Below are 16,924 nucleotides of genomic sequence, written 5' to 3'. Positions count from 1 at the left end.
CTATCTAAAGGAGCGAACCGCCGGGGCGAGGACCTCGCTGACGACGCGGTCGGTCATCCGGTGCTCGCCGTCAAAGGAGGCGGTGCAGGCGGTGCCGTAGTGCTGCTCAAAGTCGCTCCTGCAGTCGACGGTGGTGTCACGGGTGCCGAAGAAACCGAGGATCGGCTCCGCTCGGCCATCCCGGTCTCGCAGGTGGTCCCACTGCCGCTGCTCAGCCTCACGGAAGTGGCGGATGATCTCGTCGGTGATCTCAAAGGTGGTCTCCCCATTGAGTCGCGGCTGGAGGTAGTGGTACTGCCCGACGTGGAGGATCTCGGGCATCTCGGAGAGGTGGAGGGCGGGATTGACCGCTATGCGGCGGTAGCCGACCATCTGGTGAGCGTAGAAGGCGCCGAGGCTGGTGCCGAGGAGAACGTCCGGTCGGAGCTTGGCGCAGAGGTTGCGGAGGAAGGAGAGCGCCTCGAGGGGGTCCTGCGGGATGTCGGGTGCCTCCACCCGCCAGTCGGGGAGGCACCTCCGGAAGCGCCCCACGGTGGCGGTCCCGGCACCGGACTGAAAGCCGTGGAAGTAGATCAGTGTCTTCGTCATCAGAGTAGTGGGGTCATGTAGAGTGGTAGGAAGGTGATCCCCTCCTCGCTGATCCGCAGGTCAGCCGGGTGGATGACGTACGGGGTCGCTAAGTCGCGGTCGTATTTCTTGATGCACTTGCGGAGAGACGTGAGCGTGTAGCGCTGGCCGCTCTTTACCTCAATGGGAGAGATATTGTGCCTTGAGGTGACCCCGGACTTGGTGATGAGGAAGTCGATCTCCATGCGATCCTCTGCGCTCTCTCGGGTGGGATTGGAGTAGAAAAAGAGGGAGTGCCCCGCCGAGCGCAACATTTGTGCGACGATATTCTCGACCACCATCCCTTTATTGAAAGAGAGTTTATCGAGGAGGATCTTTTTGTAGATCTCCTCGTCTACCAGCTCTTCGCTACCGAAGGACTGACTGAGTAGCAGCCCGGTGTCGGCCATATATATCTTGAGGGTGGTGCGGTCTTGGTTGAGCAGCAGGCCAACGGAGGGCTCGGTGGCGTTGTAGCACATATTGACGACCATTGCCTCATCGAGCCAGAAGAGAGCTGCCTCGTAGTCCCTCTGTCGCGCCCCCTCCTCCAGGTCAGAGAGGGTGAATCGGCGTTTGTGGCGCTGGAGCTGAGCCGGTATCTGATCGAAGACTGATGAGACTCGGGCGCTGTGGAGGCCTGCATACTTGCGGATGTCGGCTCGGTAGAGGTCGAGGATGCGGCGCTTGACACGATCGACATCGGCAAAGCTCTTTGTCTCTACGTACTTAGCGACGGCCTGTGGCATGCCGCCTACGATCATATATTGTCGGAAGTAGTCCATCGCCTGTCGGTGCATCACCTGACCGAGAGGTCTCTTTGCCTCAAAGCAGTCGCGGATAAAGGGCATCAGCATCTCATTCCCCATAGCCCACAGAAACTCCTCGAAGTCTATCGGATGAAGCTTTACCTGCTCCTCCTCCGATGGGATGACGATGTCAGCAACGTTGCGCTTGATCGACACGAGAGAGCCCGTCTCAATGTAGTCGTACCGCCGATCTGCTACCAAGTACTTGATGGCGGCTCTGGCGCGGGGATAGAGCTGTACCTCGTCAAAGATGATAAGCGACTCCCGCTCGTAAAGGGGGGTCTGTGCGTAGTTGCTTAGGTAGAGGAAGAACATATCCAGGTGATCCAGATATTGATCAAAGAGTCCCTTGACCTCGTCCGATACCCTATTGAAGTCAATCAAGATGTAGCTCTTGTATTCCCGCTTGGCAAATTCCTCCACCAAGTAGCTCTTGCCGACCCGTCGAGCCCCGTCGATCATTAGGGCCGACTCGCCTCGGGACTGCTCCTTCCAAGCCTTTAGTCTGTCATATAGTTTTCTCCTCATATCTACTCTCTCCTAATCTGCTATGGTGCACAAATATACCCAAATGCAGATTATCAGGAGGGGTGAATCTACACCAAATGCAGATTATCGGAAGGAGCGAATCTGCACCAAATGCAGATTATCGGAAGGAGCGAATCTGCACCAAATGCAGATTATCGGAAGGCTGTCCGACAGGGGACCCCGGTAGGGGTCCTTTCTGCATAGCACGCGGTCGATGCACGAAGTGCCGATGACCCCGGGTCACCTGCGGTACGCCTTATATATACGACCCCGATAGGGTGTCGCTCCCTCCAGAAACTCTCTACGACGAGCGACGCCCTATCGGGGTCGAGGGGGTAAAAGAGGGCTATGAACAACGCACCCCTGCTGGGGTGCAGCCCACAGGTCGGACAAGTCGGACGAGTCGGACAAGTCGGACGTTTTGCCCAAATACACTAAGCTCTGACAGCAATACCGGCATCCGCAAGGATGCCTATGGAGCGAGCACCCCTGGCGGGGTGCCTCCGCGATGGTCCTGCATCCCTTTTTTTACCCAAATGCAGATTATCGGGAGGGCTTACTCCCGGAGGGTGGAGGAGAAGGGGATACGATTCTCTATCGAGCGGCCGAGGGTGAGCTGGTCAGCGTACTCGAGATCGTCACCGACGGAGACACCGCGGGAGAGGGTGCTGATACTGAGGTCGGGGATCTCCTTGAGGAGGCGGTAGATGTAGAAATTGGTCGTGTCGCCCTCCATGGTGGTGCTGAGGGCGAGAAGGATCTCCCTCACCCCCTCGTCCTGTACCCGCTGAGGCAGGTCGGCAAGGAAGAGGTCGTCGGGACCGATGCCATCGATGGGCGAGATGAGCCCGCCGAGGACGTGGTACCGCCCGTGGTACCGCCCGGTCTGCTCTATCGCTAGCACCTCACGCACGCTCTCGACGACGCAGACGAGCTGCGGGTCGCGCTGCGGGTCGCTGCAGATGGCGCAGAGCTCCTCATCACAGATATTGTGGCACTCGCTGCAGTAGTGGATGCCGTCGACGAAGTCCCGGAGGTCATCGGTAAGCCCGTGAGTGAAGCTCTTGTCCTCCCTCAGGAGGAAGAGTGCCAGCCGTAGGGCGCTCTTGCTGCCGACACCGGGGAGACCGCCGAGCGCCCTGACGGCTCGGTCGAGGAGAGGAGAGAATTGTCCCAGGTCCTGTCTCATGCATCGATCCCGGCAAAGGTGCGCCGGCGGAGCTCGAAGTCGGTCCCGAGGTATTTCTCCCGGACGATCTCATTGGCCGCCAGCTCCTCCGCTGTCCCCTGGAAGAGGATCTTTCCCTCAAAGAGAAGGTAGGCTCTGTCGGTGATGGAGAGGGTCTCATTCACATTATGGTCGGTGATCAGCACACCGATATTGAGGCGCTTGAGTCGGGCGACGATGGACTGGATGTCCTGCACGGCGATCGGGTCGACGCCGGCAAAGGGCTCATCGAGCATGATGAACTTAGGGTCGATGGCGAGGCAGCGCGCGATCTCCGTCCGTCGGCGCTCTCCGCCGGAGAGGCGGTCGCCCTGGTTGGTCCGCACCTTCTCGAGACCAAATTCGCTGATCAGCGACTCGAGCTTCTCGTGCTGCTGCTCCTTGGTGAGCTTGGTCATCTCGAGGACAGAGAGGATATTATCCTCCACGCTCATTTTGCGGAAGACGGACTCCTCCTGCGCGAGGTAGCTGATCCCTCGGTGCGCCCGCTTGTAGATCGGCTCCCGCGTGATGTCCTCATCATCCAGGTAGATCCGCCCGTTATTGGGCACCACCAGCCCCACCGTCATGTAGAAGGTGGTGGTCTTCCCGGCGCCATTGGGACCGAGTAGCCCGACGATCTCTCCCTGAGAGACGTTGATGGAGACGTGGTTGACTACCGTGCGGCTCTTGTATTTCTTGACGAGGTCTTCAGTCCGTAGATTCATGTGACGTTATAGGAAAAGGGTACACCAGGCATCGAAGCGGTCGAGATTGTCCTGCCCGTAGCCGCGCTGCTTCTCGCGGAGGCTCTCGACGCTCTTCTCGACGGTCAGCTTCTCCACATTCCCCTTGGAGTAAAAGCAGTCGGCAAAGCAGATGATCTGCTCCTCGAGCGTGATCGGCACCATCTCCCGGTGCGGCATCTCGTAGCCCTCCCGGAGGATCTCCTCCAGCGTCACGCCGGTGCCGGTATGCCGCTCGCAGACGAGAGCGTGATGGGGCAGCCCCTCCTTGCGGAGGAGGTCGGCACCGAGGGCGCCGTGCATCAGGTAAGGCTCGGTGCCGTGACAGTCTATGCTCGGCGCATCGGTGAGGAAGATGCCGATGTCGTGGAGCATCGCCGCCTCGGCGACGAAGTCACGATCTAAGTGCCACTCGGGATGGCGATCGACGATGTCCAGCGCCTTTGCCGTCACCCGCTCGCTGTGGATCGTCAGGATGCGGTACGCCTCCGACGCAGGGTCGTAGTACTTGCGGATCAGCTCGAGAGGGTCTACACGCTTAGTCATAGGGGGTTACTTATCCGATATGAGACGGCAGTCTACGGAGCCGATCGCCAGCTCGGCGCGGGCAAAGATCGGCAGCCGCTTGGTATCCCGGGTGATGTAGAGCCGCAGCGTGTCCCGGTTTTTCTTAAATCCCGGATCACCGATGTCGAAGCTCACCTCCATCGTGCTGACTGACTTGCCCTTATACTTCCGCATCTTGTATCCGATGAAGGTGAAGCGCCCCTGCGTCAGCTCCTTGCCGAGCGGGATGATGAAGCTCTGCCCGCTCGTGGCGGCTGTCAGCTCGTCCTCGGGGATCGCACGCACATAGGCGACCATGGAGATAAGGTCGAGCACCGCGGCACTCGTCGCATCGATGCGGCTGTCACGCGACTCCCTCAGGGTGCCGTCGTCGTGGTACTGTCTCGCACTGGTGAAGGCGGTCTTGGGGGTAAAGCGGTAGGTCACCTCGTCCCGCATGCGGTACTTATTCTCATCGATCCCCTTGTAGAAGCGCTGCGGCAGCCGGTCGGCGCCGTACCAGGTCTGCATCGTGTCTCGCATGGGGAAGAAGGTCTCGACAGCGTTCTTCGTGCGGAGCAGGAGCCGCGTGGTGCAGCCTCCGCCCCGCGTGGGCGTGGTGGTGAGGGTGGCTGTGCCTACGCTGCCCTTGATGAAGGCAACGGAGTAGGAGAGGTCAAAGGTGAGCGTCTCTGTCCCCGCCAGCATGGGCGACGACTTGAGACGTGCGGTGGGACCCTGCGCCACCGCCACCCCTGAGAGGAGCGTAAGGAGCAGGGTGAGGGTGAGGGTGTATGATAGTATGGGACGCATCCGTCGCTCTACTTCACTTGCCCGCAGCAGGTGCCGGGATGATGTCAAATCCGGTGTAGGGGCGCAGCGCCTCGGGGATGACGATGCCCTCAGGCGTCTGGTTATTCTCCAGCAGTGCGGCCACGATGCGGGGCAGGGCGAGGGCGCTGCCATTGAGCGTGTGGACGAGGTGCATCTTGCCGTCCTCGCCCTTGAAGCGACACTTCAGGCGGTTGGCCTGGAAGCTCTCAAAATTCGATACCGAGCTCACCTCCAGCCAGCGCTCCTGTGCAGCGGAGAAGACCTCGAAGTCAAAGGTCAGTGCTGACGTGAAGCTGATGTCTCCACCACAGAGCCGGACGATGCGGTACGGTAGCTCCAGCTTGCTGACCAGCGTCTCCACGTAGCGGACCATCTGATCCAGTGCCTCGTAGGAGCGGTCGGGATGCTCGATGCGGACTAGCTCCACCTTGTCAAACTGGTGCAGGCGGTTGAGCCCCCTCACGTCCTTGCCGTAGCTCCCTGCCTCGCGACGGAAGCAGGCGGAGTAGGCGCACATGCGGATCGGCAGGCTCTTCTCCTCGACGATCTCGTCGCGGAAGATATTGGTCACCGGCACCTCTGCCGTCGGGATGAGGTAAAAGTCGTCCACCTCGCAGTGGTACATCTGCCCCTCCTTATCGGGGATCTGCCCGGTGCCGAAGCCGGATGCTTCATTGACGACAAAGGGGGGCTCGATCTCGAGATAACCCGCCTCGCGCGCGCTGTCCATAAAGAAGCAGATCAGCGCCCTCTGCAGTCTTGTGCCGTAGCCGGTGTAGACGGGGAAGCCCGCACCGGTGATCTTCACGCCCAGCTCAAAGTCGATCAGGCCATACTCCTTGGCGAGCTCCCAGTGAGGCTTCTTATGGTCCGGGTGGAGGTCCGGTATCTCACCGCCTCGCCGCTCAATGACATTGTCGTCGGCCGACTTGCCGGCGGGGACAGTCTCCGAGGGAGCGTTGGGCAGGAGCACGATCGTGTCGACCTGCTGCTGCTCCAGCTCTCGCTTGCGGTCGGTCAGCTCCCTGGAGCGGTCCTTGAGGCTACTCACCCTCTCCTTGATCGTCTCAGCCTCGTCGCGCTTGCCATCGCGCATCAGTCCCCCGATCTCGCGGGAGAGCGTATTGATCTCGGCATTGGTCTCGTCGAGCTCGCTCTGGGTCTGCCGGCGCTCCTCGTCGAGGGCGCGCACCTTGTCGATGATCGGCTCCGGGTCGACATTCTTGATCTTCAGTCTCCGGATCGCCTCATCGGTATGCTCCAGTAGGAATTCAGTCGTTAACATCTCGGATCTGTACTCTATCTTATTGTTTCGTGATTGCTTGAAGTATGTAACATACAAAGGTACCGAATTAATTCAGTACCCGGATAAAAGAAAAAGGGCTCAGAAATGAGGATCGATCTAATATCGGTAGTAGGTCATCCCCATCGGTCTACCTCTTTTTCTTGCTGAGGAGGATCGACCCGATGACGAGTGCGAGCGGGATGGTGATCATCGCCACCACTGCTTCAGTAAATGATAGTTGCTTGTCTTTCATATCCGTGTGTGTTGAAAAATATCAGTCGGTGTATAGTAACTCAAATGTACTGCTTTTCTCTCACACCCCTATCGCCCCCTGCCTTACTCCGGGAGTGCCACACCGCCCGTTATGCCCACAGAAGATCTGATGGTGCGACACCCTTGCGGGGTCGCCGAGAAAGGGGGGCTGCTCGGCGACCCGCAAGGGGTCGAGGTGGTAGGGAAGGGGTTCTGTACATCGGTCACCGCTTTGCGGATGACCGATGCCTATGGAGCGAGCACCCTTCGGGTGCCTCACGGAAGAGCCTCACTGGGTATACGATTACTCTAAATCTCAAGGGCGTCAACCCTCTTCGCTACTCGAAAAAAGTGTCACAGGCTCCGGGGAGGAGACACCGGTCCTTAGGAGTGAGAGTGGCATCACGACCATAAGTATCTATGACTTTTTGCTCAATCCTGAGTCGCTGGAGCTGTAAGACCGATGCCCCATCGATGGCGATTGTGGGGCTCCCTCCTTACGGCTATTGCCATTTTGTGGGTACCTTTGTCAAGGTATTTAATAGGAGAGGGTGTACTCCTTAAGTTTTGCATACCTCTCTGCTCTGAAAGCCTATTAAGTCATGAATTACAGTCTACTTGACTTCCTAAGCCTGCTTGGGTCCCTCGGTCTCTTCCTCTACGGGATGAAGATCATGAGCGAGGGTTTGCAGAAAGCTGCCGGAGATCGTCTCCGCTCACTGCTCTCCGCCATCACCTCCAATCGCTTCCTCGGAGCGCTGACTGGGCTCTTCATCACCGCGATGATCCAGTCCTCCTCGGCTACGACGGTGATGGTGGTCAGCTTCGTGAATGCCGGGCTCCTCAATCTCACGCAGGCGATAGGCGTCATTATGGGTGCCAATATCGGTACCACGGCGACCGCGTGGATCATCTCGCTACTGGGATTTAAGGTGGAGATAAGTGCCTTCACGATCCCGATGATGGCGATAGGCATCCCACTCATATTCTCTAAGAAAAGCAACCTCAATGCCATAGGAGAGTTCATCTTCGGCTTTGCGTTGCTTTTTTTGGGTCTTGAGTTTCTTAAGAACTCTATGCCCGACCTCCAGAGCAGTCCTGAGGCGCTCGCCTTCCTCTCCAAGTACACCGGGATGGGCTATGGGTCGATCCTGATCTTCCTCCTTATCGGAAGTGTCCTGACGCTGATCGTCCAGTCGTCGAGTGCGATGGTGGCGATCACGCTCGTGATGTGTGCTCAGGGGTGGATCCCCTTCCACATCGGTGCGGCGATGATCCTCGGAGAGAATATCGGTACCACGATCACAGCCAACCTCGCTGCCCTGAGCGCCAATACGACCGCCAAGCGGGCTGCCTTCTCGCACCTGCTTTTCAATGTCTTCGGCGTCCTCTGGGTGCTGATCCTCTTCTTCCCCGTCACCAACCTCGTCGCCTCGATGGTGGTGAGCGGTGGGGGAGCCGACCCGAGGGATCTGTATGACTACATTGGCTCGCTGGGGAGTCGCTTCTCGAGCGACCAGATCAGCCTCATGACTAGCGGAGAGACTCTGACCGACCCGGCAATGATAGCCGCTCAGTCACAGATAGCCTCCTACACCAGTGCCGTCAGCATCGGGCTCTCGCTCTTCCATACCTGCTTCAATGTCACCAATATGCTGCTCATGATCTGGTTCGTCCCCCTCTATGCCAAGATCTGCGAGCAGGTGATTCGCCCGGCGAAGAAGCACAAGGGGAGCAAGGAGTACAGCCACCTCCAGTTCGTCTCCGCACCGCTGCTCTCCACCGGTGAGCTCTCCCTCCTGCAGGTGCAGCGGGAGATGGGGATCTACCTCGGACGGATCCACACGATGCTCGCCATGGTGCGGGAGCTCTACTTAGAGGAGGATCCGGGGCGCTTCACGCAGACCTTCACGCGACTGGAGAAGTATGAGAATATCTGCGATCGGGTGGAGATCGAGATCGTAGACTTTCTCACCCGCCTGAGTACCAACGACCTCTCCAAGGAGACCCACCACGACATCCAGGCCTACATGCGCTGTGCCACCGAGATCGAGAGCATGGGTGACTCCTGCTTCAATATCGGTCGCGCCCTACGTCGCCAGCGCAGCAACTCCGTCGAGATGGCTCCCGAGCTGGTCTCTACGCTCCTCGAGCTCCATACCCTCTGCGAGCAGATCCTCGACAATACCGTCGCCACCGTGGACACTTACCCGAGGGATGAGTCCTTCTTCTACAAGGCGCAAAACCTTGAGAATGAAATGAACAACCGACGGGATGCTCTCGAGAAACAAAATATCGTGGACGTCAGTGCGCTCAAGTATCCCTACGAGGCCTCCGTCTACTACGTCGATGACATCGATGAGTACGAGCACTTCGCCGACTACGCCATCAATGTGGTGGAGGCGCTGACCAATAAGAAGCACTAAGAGCGACCACCTATAAAAAAAGAGAGGCCCCGAGCGGTTGTTTTCCGCCCGGGGTTCTCTTTGCTTACTTACTTGCGACCGAAGTCAGCCGGGATCTCGCCCAGCACCTCCGTAGGCCACTTCCTCAGGTCGTACCGCGATAGGTCGTGTCGCTGCAGCCACAGGATCGCCCGGTCGATGTGGCGGAAGAGCTGCTCCGTGCGCTCATCGCGAGGGAGCTTCGTCTTGCAGACCTTATTCTGCACCCAGCGGATCGCATTTCGGCTATCGGAGTAGATCGGGACGAAGTACCCCATCTGCTCCTCCCAGGCGAGGGCGTGGACGATAGCGAGGAATTCGCCGATGTTATTCGTCCCCCTCGGGTAGACCTGGCTGTGGAAGACCTCGTCCCCCGTCTCCACGTAGACCCCTCTGTACTCCATCCGTCCCGGATTGCCCTGCGAGGAGGCGTCGACAGCGATCGCATCGGGCGAGATGGAGGCCTTCGCCTGCTCGTAGTCCGGTGCGGGCTCCTTTGTCTTCTTTGTCGTCCCGGTGCCATAGTACTGCTCCGGTCCGTCAGCGAGGATCCGCTCCGCCTCGGCATGCGTGATGCCCTTGAAGGACTTGTACTTCGCCCCCTTTACCCCCACCACAAGGGGCTTGCAGTCGTCCCAGCTGTCGAAGACGCCCGTCTCCCGACCCGACCAGACGACATAGACCTTAGGCTCGTCGTTACCCCTCATACTTTGACCTCTTCTCGTGGGACATACCTCTCGTTCGCCACGTAGAGCAGCGCAATCCCCTCCGCCTCGAGACGTATGGGGCAGTCGGTGACGCTATTGAGCGTCATCTGCCAATGCTTCGGGTAGATCGCCTTGTGGAAGGGGTAGGTCACCCCCTCGGCACTCATCGGCAGGTGGTCTTGGGAGAAAAAGCTCACCTCCAGCCCCTGCGGCACGTCGAAGCACCGCTCACCGGAGAAGGGGACAAAGGTCCCGTAGTCGCTCACCATCTGCACCTCTGCCCCCGACTCGTAGTAGTCCATCAGGAGGAAGATATTGGCGATCGTGTGGTCCTCCCTCAGCCCTGTCCCGCCTAGGATCGTGATCGATCGCCATCCCTTGCGGAGGGCATGGTGGACCGCCTTGGTGAGGTCGTTGGTCATCTGGTCATCGACGCGGGTAAAGGTGAGGTGGTGTCGCTCCAGCAGCTCCGTCGGGACCGAGTCCCCGTCGCCGATCACCACCTCCGGATCGCGCTCCGTGAGGCGGTAGTAATTACTCAGGGCGCCATCGGTGACGATCACGCGGGACGCCCGACTGAGGACTGAGGAGGCAAGCTCCTCGGAGGGAGCCTCTCCGTCGGCAAAGATCACGGTGGAGATGGGGTGGGGTAGGTATCTCATAGGTCGCTCCGGTGGTGCATCTTTCTCCTCCAGATGATCAGCCCCCGCACGGCAAGGAGGGTCATCACGCCGTAGAGGATAGCGGTGTAGAAGTATCCCGGGATGAGGGCGTAGAGGACGGTGTAGAGGAGGTTGGAGACGATCCAGACATACCACGACTCAAGATACGCCCTGATGAGCAGGTACATGCCGAGGAAGCAAAGGGCCGTCCCGGCGGCCTCCACCGCAGGGTATGGGCTAAAGGTCTCGACCGAGAGCAAGATCAGCCCAAAGGCCGCCACCGTCGCCAGGGCGCAGATAGCCAGTTCGCGGAGAGGTATGCGGGTGATCGGCGGATGAGCCGTCTCGCCATCTCCGCCACTCCGGCGCCGTCTCTGCCACGAGATCCAGCCGATGATGCAGGTGATGAGGTAGTAGAGCTGCACAAGGATCGTGCTGTAGGTCTGGCTCTGCCAGCCGACGATCAGGGCAAAGACAGGCTGTATCACTCCCAGCGGCCAAAGCCACATCGAGGCGCTGCCCTCCAGTAGGACGTAGACGATGCCGAGGACGGCATTGATGATCTGTATAATCGTTTCGCTCATGATTTCGGTAGCAAAGGTACCCATTCTCCCTCACCTCCCGAGCATCCCTAACCGGGGTGCCCAGAGCTGACGCATTTGAACTTTACAGCTACGAAGCATGCAACTCTCCGAGGTGCCCTCCCCGTTGACCTCTTTAGGGTCATCGGCCAGGAGCGCCAATGGGAATTGAGATTGTCAGTATACCGGCACCCGAAGGATGCCCGCTCAATAGGCATCGGTCGAGGCACGAAGTGCCGAAGACCGATGTACAAGCGTATGCAATATGCCACGACCCCTTGTGGGTCGCCGAGTGAGGAGATTCGGCGACCCGCAAGGGGTCGTGGGGTTTGGGGTGTGCTTCTGTACATCGGTCACCGCTTCGCGGATGACCGATGCCTATGGAGCGAGCACCCTTCAGGTGCCTCCCGGATGAGCCCCCTTGGTATAGGATTACCCTAATGCCTAAATGCGTCACCCTTGGCATTTTCCACCGGGCTGCCCTCCCTGGCGACCTCCTTTGTGGCATCTGGTAGGTCGCCGGGGGAGGGTGTTTTGGCGACCCGCAAGGGGTCTTTGCATCGGGTGTCTGTCGCCTGTCCCTTTGGCGCACTTCTAATACCGATATTAGGCGCGACTAATATCGGTATTAGAGTTTTCTTTTATCGGTATTAGTTCACACCCCCTCACACAGGAGGAAAAAGAGAAGGGGCGCACTCTCACGAGTGCACCCCTTCGAAGCAAAAATATGGAAAAATGTATTTGTCAGCAGTCTCTTACATCAGTAGAGACTTAATGTCAGCGTTGGTGGTGTAGCGTCCCAGCTCTTTGTCCTGAGCGATGGTGCTCTTGAGCGACGGATCGAGGGAGACGGCCTCACGGATACCCTCACGTACGAGACTGTCCTGTGCCGTGCGGGCACCGATGATCGCCTTGAGGTAGGCTGTCGTGGCGTCAGGAGTGGAGATCTTGCCGAGCAGCTCGAGGGCACGATTGTAGTCCTTATTGAGGATCTGCGCCAGCACACCATTGTTGGTAGGCACGTCACGGAGCGCCTTGGCAGCATCGGCATAGCGGCCCTCACTGATCGCAAGCAGGCCCATCACGCCCTCATACTCGGGCACCTTGGTGGCCTGACCGATCAGGGTCTGAGCGTTGCGCACGTTGCCGTCCTTGAGGGCGATGAGGCCCTTATTGAGTGCTACCTCGGGAGCCTCCACACCGGCGGCGTTGGCGGCGTTGGTGGCTTTGTCGAAGTAGGAGGCTGCACCATCGATGTCTCCCGCGAGGTAGCGGAGGAGACCGAGGTTATTCCATGCGCGGTAGTCCCTCGGGTAGATGCCGGAGGCCTGCTGGTAGGCATTGAGCTTGACAGCAGGGTCGTCAGAGAGGGTGGCGGCATAGAGGAGCTCGTCCACGGTGAGACGACCGGGGCGCTCGCGGAGGTAGCGGAGGATGTCCTCATCGCTCTTGCCGACGATAGTGACATTGGCGACAAGTCGAGAGCGACGCAGCTGCGGGAGGATGACGTCAGCGAGGTCGGAGAAGACGGAGGAGATATTCTTGATCTCACGCTCGCGTACCTCGGGGTCGGGGTACATCTCGAGGACGCGGAGTACCAGCTCCTTGTCCTGGAGGTTGCTCTGCTCGACCAGCTTACGGAATCCCTCCCAGTCCTGAGCGGTGTAGTGTGCGGCGACATCCTTCTCCACACGGAGACGATTGAGCTCACGCTGCAGGTACTGGGTGGTATTCTTCTCACGGCTCTGAGCCAGCTTATCATTCAGCTCCACGCCACCATCGGGAGAGGCGTAGGCCTGCACCTCGACGTCGACATCCTGATTGGGGATCTGGTAGGCGTTTTGCACCAGGTCCTTCCAGTTGCTGATCTCGCTCTTGGAGAGCTCGGTGCCGCGGAGGTTGGCCTGCTGGATGAGGAATTGGATATTGGCGTCGTACTGCTTCTTGATGATCCGCTGGAAGTTGTCCGGAGCGAGAGCCGGTACGGCGTAAGCGACATCAGCCAGAGCCTCGGTGGCGATGGTTCCCTCACCTATCTTGAGGTCGGGGAGACGCACCTCTTTGCCATTGACCTTGGCATTAAACTTCAGGTAGAGCCCTGCGTTGCGCATCTCGGGCTTCCAGTCGAAGTCACTATTCAGCACCACGCTCTGACCGGCATAAGAGACGGTCTGGGCATTGCCGCGTACCTTCTCGCCCTGCAGGGCGTAGGCGGTCCCCCAGCTCTCTCCGCCGGGGTACTTGAGGATCGGTGTGACACGCACCTCGGCCTTCTTATTGAACCACTTATTGGGGAAGCGGACAGTGATGGTGGCCGGGACCTTCCCGCCCTTGAGCACAAGGGGCTGTGGATCTACGCTCACGCGCTGAGGATCCAGAGGCTTGAGGGTGCTACAGCCAGCGAGCCCTACAGTTAGTACCAGAGCGGCAAGTGTCGCAATCTTGATGGTCTTCATTCTTCTAAGTCTTTAATACTATTGTTACTCACCTACAAAGATAACGAAATAAAGCAGGTATGTGGCGTGTCTCTCCTATTATTTTTTCCTCTCCCCCCTCCCTACGAAGAGAGAGTGCCACACCCTCGGTGGAGGATGTGGCACTCTCTCGTGTGGATGTCTCGGATCGGTTACTCCTTGGCTCGACCAACGTAGGAGCCGTCGCGGGTGTCGATCTCGATGCGCTCACCGGTGGTGATGAAGAGCGGGACCATCACCTCGGCGCCGGTCTCCACGGTGGCAGCCTTGGAGGCGTTGGTGGCGGTGTTGCCCTTGACGGCAGGCTCGGTGTAGGTCACCTCGAGCGTGACGTGGGCGGGGAGCTCGCAGGTGAGGATCTCCTCATTCTCTGCATTGATCATCGCCTCGACCATATCGCCCTCCTTGAGGAACTGCACGCCGACGATCGCCTCCTCGGGGATGGTGATCTGCTCAAAGCTCTCCGGGTGCATGAAGACGAGACCCATCTCGTCCTTGTAGAGGTACTGGTAGGGGCGACGCTCGATACGGACGTCCTTTACCTTGACGCCTGAGCTCCAGGTCTTATCGAGTACGCGGCCGTCGCGGAGGTTGCGCAGCTTGGTGCGGACAAAGGCGGGACCCTTGCCGGGCTTTACGTGGAGAAACTCCACGATCTCGTAGAGCTGGGTGTCGAGCTCGATGCAGACGCCGTTCTTGAATTCTGCTGTAGTAATCATCTTGGTATATTTTGTTTTAATGTATTATCAGTGTCCGGAAATGTCCTTGGGGGAGGCACCAAATTGCATCAGGTAGGCCTTGATGAAGCCATCCAGGTCACCGTCCATGACGCCGTCGACGTCGGAGGTCTGGTAGTCGGTGCGGTGGTCCTTGACACGCCGGTCGTCAAAGACGTAGCTGCGTATCTGGGAGCCCCACTCGATCTTCATCTTACTACCCTCGATCTCCTCGGTCATCTTGTGGCGACGCTTGAGCTCTCGGTCGTAGAGCTCTGACTTGAGGTGTCGCATGGCGTTGGCGCGATTTTCCTGCTGCTTACGGGTCTCCGTGTTCTCGATCAGGATCTCCTCCGTCTCGCCGGTGTCGGGGTCGGTGTACTGGTAGCGTAGTCGGACTCCGGTCTCGACCTTATTGACGTTCTGCCCGCCGGCGCCACCGGAGCGGAAGGTGTCCCAGCTGATCTTGGCGGGGTCTACCGTCACCTCGATCCGGTCGTCCACGAGGGGGACGACGAAGACGGAGGCAAAGGAGGTCATACGCTTGCCCTGGGCATTGTAGGGCGAGACGCGGACGAGACGGTGGACGCCATTCTCGCTCTTGAGATAGCCGTAGGCGTAGTCGCCCTCGATCTCAAAGGTGCAGGTCTTGATCCCGGCCTCGTCGCCGTCCTGCCAATTGGTGATCGTCACCTTGTACCCGTGCGCCTCGGCCCACCGCTGGTACATGCGCGCCAGCATGGAGGCCCAGTCCTGACTCTCGGTACCGCCGGCACCGGAGTTGATCTGGAGTAGGGCGCCCAGCTGATCCTCCTCGCTCCGCAGCATATTGCGCAGCTCGAGGTTGTCAAGCGCCTCCAGGGTAGAGGCGTATATCTTGTCGGTCTCCTCCTCGGAGATCAGCTCCGGGTCCTCCTTGGCGTACTCGAGGGCGAGGGAGAGCTCCTCCGCCATCGTGTCGATCTTATCGTAGTCCTCAATCCAGCGCTTAAGGTCGCCCACCTCGCGCATCTTGTCCTGCGCCTTGGCGGGGTCGTCCCAGAAGTGCGGGTCCTGAGTCCGGAGCTCCTCTTCTTTTAGTTGTATTCTCTTGTTATCGATGTCAAAGGTACCCCCTCAGCGCATCGCGGCGCTCCAACACCGAAGCAAGTTGGTCTGATGTCATCATAATAATCGAGTCGATTAGTGTGATAGTTGGTGATACAAATAGGTGAGTGAGTGAAGGAGGGGGAGGGCTCGCCTAAGCTCTCCACCTCTTCGCTCTATGTGCAAAGGTACAAAAATGCGGGCAACCCTCCCTTACCTGCTCACGCTCAGCGGAGCATAGGCAGTACGCGCCTGAGGCCGGCGATGAAGGTGTCCACCTCCTTGCGTGTGGTGTAGAGGGCAAAGCTGACCCTCGCCGTGCCGGTGATGCCATACTGCTCCATCAGTGGCTGGGCGCAGTGGTGCCCGGTGCGGAGGGCGATGCCGAGGTGGTCAAGCAGCGTGCCGAGGTCGTAGGGGTGGACGCCGTCGACGAGGAAGGAGATGACACTCTCCTTGCCCGGTGCGGTGCCGTAGATCCTCATCCCCTCGATCTGCTCCATCTCGCTCGTGCAGTAGTCGATCAGCTCCCGCTCGTGAGACTGTATCTCGTCGATGCCGATCTCGCTCACGTACTTGAGTGCTGTCTCCAGTCCGAGACTGCCGATGAAGTTGGGCGTCCCGGCCTCAAACTTATAGGGCAGGTCGGCGTAGGTGGTGTGGTCAAAGGAGACGTGGTCGATCATCTCCCCGCCGCCCTGATAGGGCGGTATCCGCTCCAGCCACTCCCGCTTGCCGTAGAGGACGCCGATGCCGGTCGGTCCGTAGATCTTGTGTCCGCTGAAGGTGAGGAAGTCGCAGTCCCACGCCTGCACATCCACCGGTCGATGGGCGATGGCCTGTGCAGCATCGATGAGACAGGGGACGCCGTGTGCGTGAGCTATGTCGACGATCTCGCGCACCGGATTGACGGTGCCGAGGACATTGGAGAGGGCGGTGACAGCCACCATCCTCGTCCGTGGGGTGAAGAGCCTCTCGTACGCCTCCATATCGAGCTCTCCCTCATCGCTGATCGGGATCACGCGGAGCTTGGCCCCCTGGAGCTGCCAGGGGACGATATTGGAGTGGTGCTCCATCGTGGAGACGATCACCTCGTCACCCGGCTGCATAAAGGCTCGGCAGTAGGTGTCCGCCACGGTATTGATGCCGTCGGTGGTGCCTCGGGTGAAGACCACCTCGGCAGCCTCCCGGGCGTGGATGAAGTGGGCAACGGTCTCCCGTGCCGCCTCGTGCGCCTCCGTCGCCACGCGACTGAGGTAGTGGACGCCACGGTGGATATTCGCATTGGCGTGGAGGTAGCCCTCGGCGAGCCGGTCGATAACGCACTGGGGACGCTGTGTCGTGGCAGCGTTGTCGAGGTAAGTCAGTGGCACCTCCTTATATATGGTATCCCGCAGGGCGGGGAAGTCCTCCCTCAGTCGCTCTACATCCATAGCCATCT

Annotated in this window: 15 protein-coding genes; 1 reads left to right on the top strand and 14 read right to left on the bottom strand. The window is 59.3% G+C overall.

Going from position 1 to position 16,924, the window contains the following annotated elements:
• From AC1EKE_RS03030 to serS, 7 genes are all read right to left on the bottom strand, one after another.
• Positions 1 to 588, bottom strand: coding sequence for a YqiA/YcfP family alpha/beta fold hydrolase (locus AC1EKE_RS03030; RefSeq protein WP_480308120.1), 588 nt, complete (start codon positions 586 to 588; stop codon positions 1 to 3).
• Positions 588 to 1,943, bottom strand: a complete 1,356-nt coding sequence (locus AC1EKE_RS03025) for an ATP-binding protein (RefSeq protein ID WP_480308119.1) — start codon at positions 1,941 to 1,943, stop codon at positions 588 to 590. Before AC1EKE_RS03025 ends, AC1EKE_RS03030 begins: the two co-directional genes overlap by 1 nt.
• 556 nt (positions 1,944 to 2,499) lie before the next feature.
• Positions 2,500 to 3,132, bottom strand: coding sequence for a recombination mediator RecR (recR, locus tag AC1EKE_RS03020; protein WP_480308117.1), 633 nt, complete (start codon positions 3,130 to 3,132; stop codon positions 2,500 to 2,502).
• Positions 3,129 to 3,878 (bottom strand): LPS export ABC transporter ATP-binding protein, encoded by a 750-nt coding sequence (lptB, locus tag AC1EKE_RS03015; RefSeq protein WP_297127923.1) that lies wholly within the window; start codon positions 3,876 to 3,878, stop codon positions 3,129 to 3,131. The genes recR and lptB overlap by 4 nt, the downstream gene beginning before the upstream one ends.
• A gap of 6 nt (positions 3,879 to 3,884) precedes the next feature.
• The gene (locus AC1EKE_RS03010) at positions 3,885 to 4,442 is read right to left on the bottom strand and encodes an HD domain-containing protein (RefSeq protein WP_480308116.1); all 558 of its coding nucleotides are present in this window, start codon (positions 4,440 to 4,442) and stop codon (positions 3,885 to 3,887) included.
• Positions 4,443 to 4,448: 6 nt separating this feature from the next.
• Positions 4,449 to 5,255 (bottom strand): DUF3108 domain-containing protein, encoded by an 807-nt coding sequence (locus tag AC1EKE_RS03005; protein WP_480308115.1) that lies wholly within the window; start codon positions 5,253 to 5,255, stop codon positions 4,449 to 4,451.
• A gap of 13 nt (positions 5,256 to 5,268) precedes the next feature.
• The gene (gene serS, locus AC1EKE_RS03000; protein ID WP_480308113.1) at positions 5,269 to 6,561 is read right to left on the bottom strand and encodes a serine--tRNA ligase; all 1,293 of its coding nucleotides are present in this window, start codon (positions 6,559 to 6,561) and stop codon (positions 5,269 to 5,271) included.
• Positions 6,562 to 7,415: 854 nt separating this feature from the next.
• Between serS and AC1EKE_RS02995 the strand changes: the two genes are divergently transcribed.
• Positions 7,416 to 9,239 (top strand): Na/Pi cotransporter family protein, encoded by a 1,824-nt coding sequence (locus AC1EKE_RS02995; protein WP_480308112.1) that lies wholly within the window; start codon positions 7,416 to 7,418, stop codon positions 9,237 to 9,239.
• A gap of 68 nt (positions 9,240 to 9,307) precedes the next feature.
• On the opposite strand, the gene AC1EKE_RS02990 is transcribed toward AC1EKE_RS02995, so the two are convergent.
• The 7 genes from AC1EKE_RS02990 to AC1EKE_RS02960 all read right to left on the bottom strand — a co-directional run bounded on the left by AC1EKE_RS02990 (position 9,308) and on the right by AC1EKE_RS02960 (position 16,922).
• Positions 9,308 to 9,964 (bottom strand): ribonuclease H1 domain-containing protein, encoded by a 657-nt coding sequence (locus tag AC1EKE_RS02990; protein ID WP_480308110.1) that lies wholly within the window; start codon positions 9,962 to 9,964, stop codon positions 9,308 to 9,310.
• A complete protein-coding gene (locus tag AC1EKE_RS02985; protein ID WP_480308109.1) occupies positions 9,961 to 10,626 on the bottom strand; it encodes a thiamine diphosphokinase in 666 nt (221 codons plus the stop codon). The genes AC1EKE_RS02990 and AC1EKE_RS02985 overlap by 4 nt, the downstream gene beginning before the upstream one ends.
• Positions 10,623 to 11,210, bottom strand: coding sequence for a nicotinamide riboside transporter PnuC (pnuC, locus tag AC1EKE_RS02980; protein WP_480308107.1), 588 nt, complete (start codon positions 11,208 to 11,210; stop codon positions 10,623 to 10,625). Before pnuC ends, AC1EKE_RS02985 begins: the two co-directional genes overlap by 4 nt.
• Positions 11,211 to 11,962: 752 nt before the next feature.
• Positions 11,963 to 13,663, bottom strand: coding sequence for a tetratricopeptide repeat protein (locus AC1EKE_RS02975; protein WP_480308105.1), 1,701 nt, complete (start codon positions 13,661 to 13,663; stop codon positions 11,963 to 11,965).
• A 170-nt stretch (positions 13,664 to 13,833) separates the two neighbouring features.
• Positions 13,834 to 14,400 (bottom strand): elongation factor P, encoded by a 567-nt coding sequence (gene efp / locus AC1EKE_RS02970; protein WP_480308103.1) that lies wholly within the window; start codon positions 14,398 to 14,400, stop codon positions 13,834 to 13,836.
• A gap of 27 nt (positions 14,401 to 14,427) precedes the next feature.
• Positions 14,428 to 15,565 (bottom strand): peptide chain release factor 2 gene (prfB, locus tag AC1EKE_RS02965; protein ID WP_480308101.1). Its coding sequence is split into 2 segments (ribosomal slippage): positions 14,428 to 15,501 and positions 15,503 to 15,565, totalling 1,137 coding nucleotides; the frame shifts between segments, so codons are not numbered across the junction.
• A gap of 145 nt (positions 15,566 to 15,710) precedes the next feature.
• Positions 15,711 to 16,922: an aminotransferase class V-fold PLP-dependent enzyme gene (locus tag AC1EKE_RS02960; RefSeq protein ID WP_480308099.1), complete on the bottom strand. Its 1,212-nt coding sequence runs from the start codon at positions 16,920 to 16,922 to the stop codon at positions 15,711 to 15,713.
• Positions 16,923 to 16,924: the final 2 nt, after the last annotated feature.

It is taken from the genome of Porphyromonas sp. C0041D3 (assembly GCF_056590575.1).
Note: the sequence above shows the minus strand (reverse complement) of the source record. Positions and strands in the feature narration are given on the sequence as shown.